1 protein-coding gene and 1 pseudogene are annotated in these 1,298 nt (G+C 46.9%); both read left to right on the top strand.

The window, feature by feature from the left end:
* Nucleotides 1-558: pseudogene (locus ACFINZ_RS09720) on the top strand (PBSX family phage terminase large subunit); the annotation flags it as partial.
* On the top strand, nt 543-1,298 hold a 756-nt coding region (locus ACFINZ_RS09715; protein WP_375701411.1), incomplete at its 3' end, for a portal protein. The pseudogene ACFINZ_RS09720 and the gene ACFINZ_RS09715, both read left to right, overlap by 16 nt.

Genomic DNA, 1,298 nt, shown 5'->3' with positions numbered 1-1,298 from the left:
TTTTGGGATATTGGGGGGACAGGCGCCAAGGCAGATGCCACGGCGATATGGATAGCGCAATTTGTTGGTAGAGAGATCAGAGTGCTTGATTATTACGAAGCACAGGGACAGCCTTTATCCGAACATATCGGTTGGTTGCGTCAAAATGGTTATGAGAAGGCATTGATGGTTCTCCCCCATGACGGTGCGACCAGAGACCGTGTGCACAATGTGAGTTTTGAGAGCGCTCTTAAACAGGCAGGCTTTCAAACAAAAGTTATCCCTAATCAGGGAGCAGGGGCTGTTAAGATACGTATAGAAACAGTCCGCCGTGTTTTGCCTTCTGTTTGGTTTAATGAGAAGACGACAGTAGCAGGACGTAAGGCACTGAACTGGTATCACGAGAAATGGGATGAGAAGCGTAATATTGGCTTGGGAGCAGAGCATGATTGGTCCAGTCATGGGGCAGATGCCTTTGGACTGATGTGTATTTCATACAAACCACCAAAAGAAATACAAAAGCGACCAGCTTATAGCGGCAGAACGGAATATGAGAGTACCTCATGGATGGCAGAATGATGTATGATGAAGAGCATTTAGATAAAGAAAGTAACGCATCAGATTTGTCGACAGAAGGCTTATTTCGCAAGCTTGTGAGCTGGTACAAAGAAGATGTGGAGCATGTGAATAAATGGCGTGAACATGCGCGGGAGGATTTTGGTTTTTACAATGGTGATCAATGGAATGAAGAAGATTTATCGGCGTTAAAAAAGCAACGCCGCCCCGTTATGACCTTTAATCGTATTGCCCCATTGGTCAATGCCGTTGTGGGGTCAGAGCGTAATAACAAGCGCGAAGTGCAGTTTATTCCCCGTCAAGTAGGGAAGGCATTGCCTAGTGAATTGCTTACCGGTGCGGCAGAATGGTTTCGGGACATGGCGCATGCAGAATACGCTGATAGTGATGCTTTCCAAGATGCGGTTATCTGCGGCATGGGGTGGACTGATACACGGCTTGATTATGAGAACAGCCTCGATGGTGAACCGGTCATTACGCGTTTAGACCCGTTAAAGATGGTTTGGGATAGTGCAGCGGTGCAACCGAATTTAACCGATGCGCAACGTTTGTGGTATGTAGACCGCAAGCCGTTAGAAGTAGCTAAGCAGATGTTTCCCAAATCTCATTGGACAGAGCTGAGTGCAGATTGGGCAAGGGATGGGAGCTCTCATGAAGGTGTTCACTATAATGATCTTGATTATTACAGCGATGAGGGGAGCATTGATGTTGAAAACGGTCGTCGGATGGTCACGCTTGTTGAA

It is taken from the genome of Bartonella sp. AA81SXKL, from assembly GCF_042196945.1.
Lineage (GTDB): Bacteria > Pseudomonadota > Alphaproteobacteria > Rhizobiales > Rhizobiaceae > Bartonella.
This window is presented reverse-complemented; position numbering and strand designations above follow the sequence as displayed.